Here is a 12,438-nt window from a genome sequence, read left to right as displayed (position 1 = left end):
ATTGTCTAAATGATTAATTCAGTGTTACTTATTTCCAACCTTGATTTTGCAGCAGTTGATTATACTTCAGGACTTCTGAGTTTGGAATGGGGCCGTAAATCATATATTGCTGAAAGGCCCTCGTTTCGGCATTAAATGGCTTATAAACACCACCATTGACATCTAAGCCTCTGGCCGTTTCATTAAGTTTTGACAGATCTGCTTTCCAGCGCCTGAGGTCCCAAAACCTAAAACCTTCGAAAGAAAGCTCCAATCGGCGTTCATTCCTGATCAGTTCACGCATTTTAGCTACATCGGCCTTACATTCTTCCAGGTAAGGATCGTTATTGAATCCGAAAGCCCGCTTACGAATGGCTTTTATGATATCGTATGCAGAATAGGTTCTGGTTCCGGTGGCGGTTGGCCCCCATGCTTCATTTGCTGCTTCGGCATAATCGAGGTAAATCTCGGTATAGCGGATCCGTGGATTATAATGTGTTTTACCACTTAAAGAGATCGGGTTACGGTTAACATCCATCCTTAAACGCTTTTTCATGTAATAACCTGTACGCGTAGAAGTTGCACGAACATTAATACCGTTATCTGTGCCGGAAGCACTACCTGTTCTGATCACGGCATTGGTTACACCGGCGGTTGCCCCGTCAAAAATAATATATTTTGCAAATCTCGGGTCTCTTGACGCATATGGTGCATTGGCATTAAAATTAGCGTTCGGATGATTTATCGGGTAACCGTTTGCCATAGCAAAAGATTCTACCAGGTTTTGTGTGGGATTCATTAATCCGTTTCCGAATAAAGATGGCGGAAAATGCTGCCCTTCCTGGGTACCGTCATTAGTGATGATATTTTCACGCCAGATGATTTCAGAAGGATTACTACCCCCACCTAATCCATCAACCTCTGAGTTGTTGGCATAATAAGTACCTCCATTTGCCGGAAGGGCGTTGGCTCCGCCTTTATAATCGATCACACGGCCGGCATATTCAGCAGCATCAGCCCAGGTAGTGGTATTGGCACTATTCTGAAATGCCGGACTGGCCGCCAGCAGTGCTGCTCTTGCCCTAAACGATCTTGCTATTAATCCATTAAACAATTGACGTGCATATTGTCCCATTACCCGATTGTAGGTTTCCACATTTCCGGTAAAAGCTTTAAAGCGATCGGGTATCTGGCTTGCAGTCGAGATATCATTATACTCCACGGGTAAATACGCTTCAGCGCTATCCAGGTCTTTGTAAATTTGTTTAATACAGGCATCAAATGTAGCCCGCGGAACATTAAAATCTGTTTTAGGGGTTTGATAGGCTGTTACAATCGGCACACCCATCAGCTGTCCATTGGTGGCAATACCGCCATGGTTGCGCAACAGAAAATAGAGATACAATCCACGAAGACCGAAAGCCTCTCCCCTCATTCTCAGGTTAAAAAGCCTGGAACTTTCTGCATCCGTTGCCCACTTGACTTTCGGTGAATTTTCCAGGAAAAGATTGATGTATTGCATGGCTTCATAAGACTGGTTCCAAACTGATGCAGGATTATTGGTTGATGTCCATGAACCCGCAGCAGCCTGCAAATAACCATTGGTAAGCTGGTTGGTTACAGCATCATCAGTGGCATATTCAGAGTTATCGTAATAAGCGGGAATGGTACGGTAAGCGTTGATTAAAAAACCTTGTGCAAAATTCGCATCCGTATACATCTGATCAATCGTCTTCAGATTTTCTGGTTCAGGTTCCAGAATTTTTTTGCAGCCAGTGAATGAAAGCACTGCCAATCCTAAAATTAATATTTTGAATTTCATATCATTAAAAGTTATAGGTCATTAAAAAGATACCCTTGCACCCAGGTTAAAGAACCGTGTTTGCGGTGCTGTCCCAATGTTGGTTTCCATTAGTTTCCGTTCTGATGAAATCACCAGTAAATTATCTCCTTGTATGTATAAGCTTAGTCCATGCACAAATGAATCATTGAAAATTTTCTTATCAAAATCATAAGTTAACTGTACCCGGTTAAGATCGAACCGATTCGTTTTATACATCCAGAAGGTAGAATTTCGGAAGTTATTATTGCTATTGGTGGTTAAACGCGGATAGGTTGCCGTTGCTTTGGTTTGCTCGGTCCATCGGTCTAACACCGCCTCAGAATATTTTCCACTTCCGCCAACCCAGTAGTACGAGCTGTTTTTAAATCCAACGGCTCCCCTGGTACCAGATGCCAGGGCAAATAAGGTGAAGTGCTTATATTTTAACGTGAGGTTTAACCCGAAGCTAAAAGGTGAAGCGGCCCAGCCTGTATGGCCCAGATCCTGCTGATCCCTGTTATCAATTAAGCCATCATTATTTAAATCCTTGTATTTGATATCTCCTGGCTTAACTGTACCAAAGGTTTGTTTGGCATGAGCATCAATTTCTGCCTGATTTTGAAAAAGACCCTCACTGATGTATCCATAATAAGCATCTAACGGCCGGCCGGCCCTGGCCAGATAAGCCTGATCAATGATTTCATCCCTTTGAACAGCCTTACTATTATAGAACATTCCTGATACGCCAAGCGAATAAAATAACTGTCCGGCCTGTTTGTTCAGGTTCAATGCAAAATCAAATCCTGTACGTTTGTCTTCATTAAAATTGATCCACGGGCGGAAATCTCCTGAGCCAGAAAAATAAGAAGGATAAATGGTGAGGCCCCGGGCAAGTAATCCTTTGGTGTTTTGTGAAAAATAATTAAAATCAAAAGTCAGGAGGTTTTTAAATATTGTACCATCCAGACCTAAACGAAACTCATTTCTTTTAACAAAAGTTAAATCAGGATTTTCTGCCTGTCCGGATAAGGTGGTTCTGCCACCCGCAACATTGTCTCTCCATTGGTAATATCCACCAAGGATAGCATTGTTGCTGTAATAACCCTGGTATAAATAATAATCTACCGGCTCATTTACATTATTGGCCCTGTAGCCCGTGATATCCAGATCTTGTTTAATAGAAGCATATGATGCAGATAGCTTAAGATCATCAATAAAAGATAAATGATCTTTAAAAAATGATTCATTAGATATGCGCCATCCAACTGTAACTGCCGGAGAAATTCCGTTTCTGTTACCTGGAGGTAGTTTTGCGGAGTGAATCAATGCCGCTGAAAAATCGAAATAATATTTACTCCTGAAGTTATAAGCCGCCTGAAAACCAAGATTCGTGTTGAGAACAGGTTGATAATCGCTGCCACCTTCATTGTCGATATCACTTGAAAACTGTGTTTTATACCACCAGCCTAAAACATTTGCAGAAACCGTATGGTCCTGAGCAAAAGTTCGGTTGTAATTAAACTGCGACCTGAATGACATGGTTTGCGTGTAAGTAGAACGGCCAACATATTCATTAGTAGAGTTTTTATCTTCTCCGAATTTCTCCAATGAGGTGATCACATCCTTACCATTTACAGTTGACCATGTTGGTCTGTAAGTGGCATAAGGTAATAGATAGGCTTCAGAATACAGAGAAGAATAATCCATACTGGTTCCGGTTTTAAAACTTAAACCCTCTGTTATCGAACTTAAATCTGCCTTCAGGTTCAGGTTGTAGAGAAAAGTATTGGATTTGGTCCGAATATAACCTGCGGCAAGCATATCTGAGAATACGTTTGTAGGGTTGGTACTTTGTCCGCCCAGTAAAAATTTTCCATCGATAATATGATTGCTATTTTTAACAATCGTTTGCAAAGCCGCATTACTGGGGTCAAGCATATCAATTGGTATAAGTGGCGAAAACCTGTTGAAATTAGGTGCAATGGTAGAACTTGAACCCCAAAAATTTCCTCTGCCAGTGTAATTACTATTAGAGATGGCTACTGCATCAGCTGATGCGGTGAGCCATTTGGCAATGTTCATATCTACATTTCCCCTCACATTGAATGCCAGGTCGCTATTGTTTTTTTGTTCCCCGTATTTGACCAGGCTGTTGTTATAAGAAAGGCCAATATTGGTATAATAACGTGCAAAGTTGTTGCCACCGGAGACTTCAGTGGTTACATCTGAACGGGAATAGGCTTTCCTCAAATAATCCGAGCTGAAAAAATCTACATCAGGATATTTGTAAGGATTTACACCAGACCTGGTATTGTCAATATCCTGCTGCGTGTATCCCGCTCCTGAAGTGGCAATTCCATCATTGGTTAAGGCTTCATTGTACAAAGTCATGTAATCAGCTGATTTTAAATAGCCGGGAAAACTTTTAGGCACAAAAATCCCTGAATTGAGCCTTACTTTAATTTTTAAAGGATTTTCACTTCCACGTTTTGTGGTAATGAGGATTGCACCCTTGGCTGCGGTACTCCCGTATAAGACCACTGCACTGGCCCCTTTTAAAACCGTGATAGCTTCTACTTCCACCAAACGGACATCTGTGGCGCGGCGCGGAATACCATCAACCAATATTAATGGTGCCTGGCCCCAGATATTTCCGGTATAACCGCCAACAAAACTCTGAAGATTATCCAGACTATAGGTGCCGTAACTTTTATTCAGTAAATCTGAAACGTTTACGACAGACACCCCTCCGAGAAGATTTTTTTTCGCGACCTTATCAAAGGCAACATTTACCAAACTGTCTTTGGTTTCCTGTGCATAGGCTCCATTGAAGCTGAAAAAGCAGATCAGGAGCCAAAAGCAGTAAGCATTTATATTTTTTGTGTTCATCTTTTCTCCCTTAAAATTACCAACCTGGATTCTGCTTGAATTCTTTATACATGTTTATATCCTCTACACGGAAAGGCAGCCAGTAATGGCGTTGCCCAAGCTGTCTTTCAAACAACACTGTTTCCCTGAAATTTCTTACCCTTGCATTTTTAGGATCTGCGTAAACCTGAGCGTTTGGTATTGCCCGATCAAACTCTACTGCTTTTTTTAAAGTATAAGGACGTTCTGTAAGCAGTAACCATCTTCTTAAGTCATTGAAACGGTGTCCTTCAAAAGATAATTCTACAGCTCTTTCTCGCCTTAATTCACCAAGAAAATCAGTAGTTGAGCCCAAAAATTTGCTGGCAACGCCTGCCACGCCGGCTCTGGTTCTGATTTTATTCACAGCCTCAACCGCACTAAGCGAATAACCTGCTGCCATACTTTGGGGGCTGCCATATCCTGTTGCTGTGGCTTCTGCATAAAGGAGGTATACATCTGCCAAACGCATTAAACTGAGCACAAACGTATTGTTCTCCCGGTATCCGTCATATTCGTTCATCAGTTTAGATACAAATTTGGAATTCAGGTATCCTGTCCACACTTTTTTATTACCGTCAGCAGTTCTATAAAGTCCGTTGGTATATAGGCTGGCATACTGGCGAAATTCATTGTTACCAACGCTTTGCGCGGTAAGTACACATTTCTCGCCGTCAATTAGAATATCGTTATAAAAACGTGGGTCTCTGTTTTTCCATGGATATTCCGGGTCATAACCACTTTCTGCATCCTTTTTTTCTGCATCTGTAATGGGTAAACCATTGGCCATGCCATAGTAATCTGCATAGTTAGCTGTTGGATAAACCTTAATTCCGGTTTGATGGATCACGAGAGGACGATAATCATTTACCTGGTTCCAACGCCAGCGTCCGCCTGCATTTGCTAAATTTTCCAGAAAAATAGATTCTTTTAATCCTGGAATTTTGCCGTTTTGGTTAAAGGTGTAAAACAAATCGCGATACTGCGAAAAAGGAGCCAGTTCATAGCGGTTTGTACTTTCTGTAATTTTTAAAGCTTCGGCCAGTACATCAGCGGCTTTTTTACAAAACTCAGTATTATAGCTGCTGTTTCCGGTTGACGCCCTGTTCATTAGCGGACTTCCTGCCCACAAGTAATTTTTCCCCATAAAACACAGGGCCATAATTTTATTAATCCGGGTGTTGTTGTTTCCTGAGGTTTGTTTGCCCACAAGTGTCTGATCCCAGTCTACAGGAAGCAAGTCTGCAGCACGCTTTAAGTCTTCGGCCACTTTATTGGCACTTGCCTGATAGCTGAGTCTTGGGATTTTTATCACCTCATCACTTGGCAATACCTGGTCAATGTAAGGCAATCCGCCCCAGTACTCCATTAACACAAAATGAAAGTAGCCCCTGAAAAAATAAAGCTGGCCTGCAATCAGGTCTTTTTCTTCCTGGGTGGCATCGGTTAGTTTATCCAGATTTGCCAGCCCTATGTTGGCTTTCCTGATGGCATACCAGGAGAGACCCCATAGTTTTCCTTTTGATCTGTTCGGATCATTAAGGGTTCCATTAGCCGGATCGCCTCCTGTACCTAAAAAATTGTAGAAAGTATTGGTCCAGGCCATGTAGTTACCCTGATCAATATGATAGGAGATCAGGCGGGTTTCGCCCACTTCCCAAAATTCCTCTTCACCAAGATTGAAACTGTTATGTGCTTCAACAACACTTAACAACGGGATACAGTTATAGAGTTCTTCAGTAAAGCCCTGAAAGTTCCTGAAATTTTTGTAAGGATCGGTTTCCTGGATATCAGCTAAAGGCGATCTTTCCAGATACTTTTTACATGAAGGTAATGTTAATGTACCCACCAGGATAATTGCTGGGAACAAAATATTCTTAAAGAGATTTTTCATCTTCAAATCGTTTATAAAGTGATGTCAATACCAAAATTGAAACGTTTAACTGTTGGATATGCCCCACCTTGGGAAACTCCGCTGAAGTTGGATTCCCGGTCGTCCGGCATGTTTGTCCAAAGGAACAAGTTGTTGCCGTTCACATAAAACCTGCAGGACCTTATTCCCAGCTTGCTGATTGATTTTCCCGAAAGGGTATAACCCAGTTCTGCGTTTTTTAAACGGATGTAAGAGGCATCATAATAATAGCGGGTTCCGCTGCCACCAAAAGCATCAAGAACACTCCAGCGCGGTGGCGGAACTTCTCCTCCTCCATCCTGCAGATACCAGAAAGGACGTTCCACAAATACCACATTGCTTTTTCCCTGGTAATTCGGAAATTCAATTTCACGGGTAACATTATTTACGGCATAAAATTGAAAGAACAGGTTAAAACGTTTCCATTCAAAGCCAATACTGGCATTATAGGTATTTTGAGGGCTTCCTGTGTAACCATAAGGCGCCCTGTCTTTATCATCAATCACCCCATCTGCATTAAAATCAATGATGTTATAATCTCCGGGAAGTTTGTTTTGATTGTTAGATAAGCGCACTGTGCTGCCGTATAAATCATCCCAGCTTTTGATAAAACCATTATCCAGAAAGGAACGGGTTTGGCCAATGGCATAACCTTCCTGTTTCTGATAATCTGGTGTGAGTTCCGGATCATCTCTGAAATTGGTTTTATTGGTGGCATGTGTTAAGGCCAGGTTTGCCCATGCCCTGATGCCTTGCCCAAATGAATGTGTTAGGCGCAGTTCAATTTCATAACCTCTACTGCTTACTTCACCCAGGTTTGCCCTCGGGGCACTGCTGCCAAATCCATAATAAGAAGGAATGGCCCGGGCGCCCCCGCCAATCATAATATCTTTTCTGTGATCTCTGAATATATCTATGTTTCCGGAAATATCACCTTTAAAAAAACTATACTCAATACCCAGATTTCGTTTTTCTACGGTTTCCCATGACAGGTTTGGATTACCCATTGTCCCGATCCGGTAAATGGTATATGGCGTAGCAATAGCCGGACTGCCCATTGGCGTATTGTTTCCATACAGATAGGAATCGCGGAAAGGCCATCTTGGTCCTCCTAAAGCATCATCCCCAATTCTTCCCCATGATGCCCGTACTTTTAATAAATCAAGAAATTTTAAAGACTTCATAAATTCCTCGTTACTAATGGCCCAGCCAGCAGAAACTGAGGGAAAAAATGCAAAGCGATAATCCGGGCCGAATTGCTCTGATCCATTGTAGGCACCATTTGCTTCAAATAAGTATTTTGATTGATAGTTATAAGTGGTTCGGAATACCCAATCTTCACGAAATGTTGGAAAGGCACTACCCCTGGCCGTTCGCTGACGTTGGACCAAACCCATTCCGGTAACAGCATGTGAACCGAATGTACGGTCATAGTTTACCTGAAACTGGTAGTTCATGTTCCGGAAGGTAGCATTTTTATCAACTTCACCGGCAGCTGTTGACCATTGAATGGCATCCGTAAAGTCAAACTGGGTTCCGGTATTCCTTTGTTGTTCAAATGAGATAATACCGGTTAGCGGATTAACATATTTTCGCTGTGCGGCGTTGAACTGGTCATTAACGCCCCGTTTTCTTTCCAGAAAAGTATTATCCAGCGATAAGCTACCTCTCAAACTCAATCCTTTGGTAAGCATATCAAGCTTTTGCTGTAGAATGAAATCCGTTGTCAGCTGCGTACTTGTTCTTTTTTCAACACCTGAATACGCCAGCCAGAAAGCCGCATTGGGCTGATCCTGTGTAGCTGTTGGAAAAAAACCATAGGTACCATCACTATAAATAGGACGAAATGAATCAGGTGCTGTTCGATAGGCAGATGACCAGAAAGACTGGTCGCCATCAGCCATATCATAAGGCAACTGGCGTACACCATTTGATCCGAATAATTTGGTTGAAAATTTGGTTGTCTTGGTTAAGTTGAAATCGAGATTACTCCTCACGTTGGTACGGTTATAGCCAAAATTTGATTCATAGCCACGCTGATTCGGAAATGTTTTAAATAAATCCCCTTCACGCGTCAGATCCAGGCCGGCAAAATAGGTCACAAACTTAGACCCACCGGAAACATTGGCAGAGGTATTGTAAGACATGGCCCTGTCTTTAAAAAGTTCTTTTTCCCAATCTACATTAGGATACCTGTCCCATTCGTTTGCATTTAGCGGATTCCGGTACTTATCAATCATCTGCATCGCAGTATAACCAGACCATGCGTTTTGATCTACCACAGATTCACGTTCAATAATCCTGTTTTTAATCATCAGGGCATCATATGAATCATATTTTTCAGGCAGTCTCGAAGCAACTTTAGCCGTTAAGTTCGACCGTACCTGTACTTGTGCCCTGCCTTCAACGCCTTGTTTGGTGGTCACCAGAATTACACCGTTTGCCCCTCTTACACCATAAACTGCAGTGGCCGAAGCATCTTTAAGTACAGACACACTTTCTACTGATGAAATATCAATAGAACTGATAGAACGTTCAATACCATCAATTAGAATTAATGGCGAGCTGTTATTCCAGGAGCTTTGTCCACGGATCAGAATTTGCGGATCTTCTCCACCCGGCATACCGGATGAAGCGGTAGTAACCACGCCAGGAAGATTTCCGGTTAAGGCCATTCCCAGATTGGTTACCCCTCCGCTACGTTCCAATACCTTGCCACTGGTTTGGCTAATGGCACCCACCACACTGGCTTTCTTTTGTTGTCCGTATCCCACTACAATAACCTCGTTAAGCACTTTGTTATCATTGTTCATAGATACCACAATATCATTTTTATCAGTAAGGGTGATTTCTTTTTGGCTCATCCCGATATAATTAAATAAAAGCGTGCTTTTCTCTGTCGGGATTTCCATTGAAAATTTACCCTCACCATTGGATACCACACGGGTATTAGTGCCCTTTAATGTAATGGTTACACCCGTAAGCGGGTCATTCTGTTCATCTACAACGGTACCTCTTAATATCCTTTTTTGCTGAGCCATCACCGCATTGGCCATGAGCAATAAGGAGAGCATCATAAAAGTTATTCTGAGTAATAATGCGCTAAATTTTTGATGTATATGCCGGCCATTACTACTTGTAATTGTGTAATTGTCCATCATATAAATTGATTTAGAAAATGCAGAATTTGATTTGTTCGGTTGTGCATAGAAGGCTCATATTCTATGGCTTTGAAGTTGGATTTCTTCATCATACATGGGTTAGAATTTGGTTAGTATAAAATGCTGTAAACTGATGCAGGTCTGAGTTAGAGACATTGCTATTGTTTAGTTAGGTAGGCGGTCTCATATGGGCAATATTTGGTTTATTTGTATTAATGGATCATATCTAAAATCGTCCATTCAGTTCAATCCATTAATCAGGTGCAATAAATTCCATCATCGGACAGCTCACCTGCCCCATAAAAAATCTGTAATTAGTTAAAATGCACGCTAATGAAAAGGATTAAGTTTGGTTAAATTTAGATTCATAAGTTATTTGGTTAGCCTTACATCTCAGTTAAGATGTGTCTTATATTTGGTTGAGATAAATGTAGGATCGTGTGTAATTTATAGATAGCACAATTGTTTAAATTTATAGGATTCATGTTCAGGACAGGTAAAAGCAGCCAGAAAACCGCCCTTAGAGACATATAAAAGCAATTATGACGAAAAATTATTTTAAAATATTTATTACCCTGAATAATATTTTTAAGACTTAGTGTATTTTAATCTCCAAAAACATAAAAAAAATGCATAAGCATTCATAATGGGAATGTTTCAGCAGGATAACAAAACACCAAACCTGCGAAAAATACCGAAAAGACTAAATGATGTATGATGTATTAGTCATAAAATGGACATAGTGATGTTATTAATATTCATCTGATAATTAAATTGCCTCAATACAAAAGGAGGATAAATAAAAAGCCCTGGTCGTGTTTCCACAAACCAGGGCGCATACTTTAAAATTTACTTTTTATAACAATTGCTTACAATTTAACCTCGCTTGCTGAAGTAGCATAAAGTCCGATTAGGGCACCGGTGAATCCTTTTGCCACATTTGTTGAAAGGATATCACCAGAAACGGTACCACCCAGATTGGTAAATTTCTTGTCTCCTGAAGCATAGCTGAAAGTGTAATCATCACCTTTTGCAGCTACCTTCAAATCGATAGGGCGGTTAACATCAATTTTTACCTTTGCCAATATGGTTGAGGCATTGTCTTCCGTACGTTGCAATAAAAGGTAATAATCATTATCTTTTTTAGTGACACCAAAAACATAGTGATAGCTTTCCTTTTGCAGACAAACAATTCCGGCCAGGTCTTTATCCGTATCTGGTTTATAATTCATCGTTACCGTGGTGGAGAAGCTATTGTGCTGCTGCCGCTGAAACAATGCAGAAATGGGTTCAGCAGCTTTTACATCTTTAGCAAAGGGCTTAATCTGCAAACCATTGGGCGTTACTGCAGCAAATTCTTCTCTTGGCCCTCTTAATCCAATCCAGCGGTAATCCAGCTTTCCTGCAGAAAAGTTATCCCGGAAAGTAAAGTTCCCATTTGGGAAAAAACCAGGTTTGCCGGTGTTATTTTTAACCCCTGCAGGCATTTTCAGTTTTGTTTTTAAAGGCTCCAGTCCACCTTCAAAAACAGGAAACTCTCCATCCCAGTTTACCGGAAGAATATACGTTTCGCGACCAGTATTTACACGGTCTTTTTCATTTGGCCTGATGCCCAGGAACACGCCATAATACTGTCCGTTCGGACCTTCTACCAGATCAGCATGACCTGCCCAGTCTATTTTATCTGCCCTTTTAGCCGGAAGATGACGCTGACTTAAAATCGGATTTTTTGCTGAAGGTACATATGGCCCTTTAACGTTATCGCTCACAAAAATAACCTCGCTGTGCGCACCGCCTGTACCGCCTTCGGCACACATCAGGTAATACTTATTATTCTTTTTATAAATATGCGGCGCTTCAATCCATATCGGGCGCTTGCTCAGATCTACCCCGCCATTCACAATAATTTTATCCGTACCCGGAATAATCTGGTCATTTACCAAATCATACTCCCAGATTTTGATGGCCCGGTGACCGGTATACAATTCCTTTTCAGGAGCATCATTGTGCACTACGTAGGCCTTTCCGTTATCATCAAAAAACAATGACGGATCGATGCCATCAAATTTTAGTTGATAAGGCTCACTCCATCCTTTGGCCGGATCTTTCGTTTTCACCACCATATTCCCCATTCCGCCTGCAATCTGCGTGGTAATCATGTAGAAGGTATCATTAAGCTTGTTGTATAAGATAGCTGGTGCATAAATGCCGGCACTCATGCCAGAACGTGCCACTTTTAGTTGCGAAGTGCGGTCTAATACGTGTCCGAGTTGTTTCCAGTTTACTAAATCTTTAGAATGAAAAATAGGAACTCCGGGAAAGAATGCAAAAGAGGAAACCACCAGGTAATAATCATCTCCTTTCTTGGTGATGCTGGGGTCTGGATAACACCCCTGAAGGATGGGTGTATAAAACTCATCGGCTTTTAGGGGATATTTTTTATAAATATCATCGTCACCCTGATAAACGTAATTACTAAATAAAGGAATAGCTGATGGCACTGGTTTACGGCCATCAGCATTCTGAGTAAAAGCGCTAAATAAAAAAAAGGTGAAACAGGTTAATGCACCTGCGAGTATAAGTTTAAAAGAAAAATATGGTTTGTCCAGATTTTTCATTTTCAGAAAAAGGTTTTCAAATGGTTTGTTCATAAATCA

The 12,438-nt window shown here is 41.3% G+C and carries 5 protein-coding genes; all 5 read right to left on the bottom strand.

Going from position 1 to position 12,438, the window contains the following annotated elements; translation table 11 throughout:
• Positions 1-28: 28 nt before the first annotated feature.
• Entirely contained in the window at positions 29-1,801 is a 1,773-nt protein-coding gene (locus OQ267_RS06020) for a RagB/SusD family nutrient uptake outer membrane protein (protein ID WP_265835225.1), read from the bottom strand.
• Positions 1,802-1,822: 21 nt separating this feature from the next.
• Positions 1,823-4,690 (bottom strand): SusC/RagA family TonB-linked outer membrane protein, encoded by a 2,868-nt coding sequence (locus OQ267_RS06015; protein WP_265835224.1) that lies wholly within the window; start codon positions 4,688-4,690, stop codon positions 1,823-1,825.
• A gap of 16 nt (positions 4,691-4,706) precedes the next feature.
• Positions 4,707-6,602 (bottom strand): RagB/SusD family nutrient uptake outer membrane protein, encoded by a 1,896-nt coding sequence (locus tag OQ267_RS06010; protein ID WP_088299253.1) that lies wholly within the window; start codon positions 6,600-6,602, stop codon positions 4,707-4,709.
• An 11-nt stretch (positions 6,603-6,613) separates the two neighbouring features.
• Positions 6,614-9,781: a SusC/RagA family TonB-linked outer membrane protein gene (locus OQ267_RS06005; protein WP_265835223.1), complete on the bottom strand. Its 3,168-nt coding sequence runs from the start codon at positions 9,779-9,781 to the stop codon at positions 6,614-6,616.
• A gap of 869 nt (positions 9,782-10,650) precedes the next feature.
• Positions 10,651-12,432 carry a glycoside hydrolase family 43 protein gene (locus OQ267_RS06000; RefSeq protein WP_265835222.1) on the bottom strand — a complete coding sequence of 594 codons (1,782 nt, stop codon included), beginning with the start codon at positions 12,430-12,432 and terminating at the stop codon, positions 10,651-10,653.
• Positions 12,433-12,438: the final 6 nt, after the last annotated feature.

Origin of the sequence: Pedobacter sp. MR22-3, from assembly GCF_026240075.1 — a bacterium.
Classification (GTDB): Bacteria; Bacteroidota; Bacteroidia; order Sphingobacteriales; family Sphingobacteriaceae; genus Pedobacter.
This window is presented reverse-complemented; position numbering and strand designations above follow the sequence as displayed.

What these genes read in the sequence shown, in the direction of transcription:
- OQ267_RS06020 (WP_265835225.1), bottom strand. Translation starts at nt 1,801, where the DNA reads ATGAAATTCAAAATATTAATTTTAGGATTGGCAGTGCTTTCATTCACT.
- OQ267_RS06015 (WP_265835224.1), bottom strand. Translation starts at nt 4,690, where the DNA reads ATGAACACAAAAAATATAAATGCTTACTGCTTTTGGCTCCTGATCTGC.
- OQ267_RS06010 (WP_088299253.1), bottom strand. Translation starts at nt 6,602, where the DNA reads ATGAAAAATCTCTTTAAGAATATTTTGTTCCCAGCAATTATCCTGGTG.
- OQ267_RS06005 (WP_265835223.1), bottom strand. Translation starts at nt 9,781, where the DNA reads ATGATGGACAATTACACAATTACAAGTAGTAATGGCCGGCATATACAT.
- OQ267_RS06000 (WP_265835222.1), bottom strand. Translation starts at nt 12,432, where the DNA reads ATGAACAAACCATTTGAAAACCTTTTTCTGAAAATGAAAAATCTGGAC.